We start from the raw sequence: 488 nt of genomic DNA on the forward strand, positions 1-488 counted from the left end.
ACGATCGCAGACGAGGGCCGGGAGCCGGCGCGATACTATGGAGCCATTGCCCACACGGCGGATGCCGTAGGTCGACTGATTCGGAAGCTAAAAGGCCCGGGAGTGACGCTGGACGTCTGCTACGAAGCGGGCCCGACGGGTTACGACTTATACCGGTGGCTGACGAACATGGGCATTTCCTGTGAAGTGGTGGCCCCTTCGCGTATCCCGCAGCGCCCCGGCGATGCCATAAAGACAGACCGCCGGGATGCCGAAAAACTGGCTCAGCTCCACCGTGCCGGGGAGTTGACGTCGATCCATGTGCCCACTCCGGAACTCGAAGCTTTGCGGGATCTCATCCGTGCACGGGAAGATGCCAGAGAAGACCTGCACCGGGTTCGGCAGCGGCTCATTCATTTTCTACTCCGGCACCAGATTCACACCCCGGAAGGCATGAAAAAGCGTTGGACGAAAAGGTACCGGGAGTGGCTCTCCACCCTGACGTTTGA

Annotated in this window: 1 protein-coding gene; it reads left to right on the top strand. The window is 60.7% G+C overall.

Annotated elements, in window-relative coordinates; translation table 11 throughout:
• Nucleotides 1–3: 3 nt before the first annotated feature.
• Nucleotides 4–488: IS110 family transposase (locus tag ACI48K_RS13450; RefSeq protein WP_475028114.1), on the top strand; the 485-nt coding region annotated here is incomplete at its 3' end.

This window comes from Paenibacillus terrisolis, from assembly GCF_056171975.1.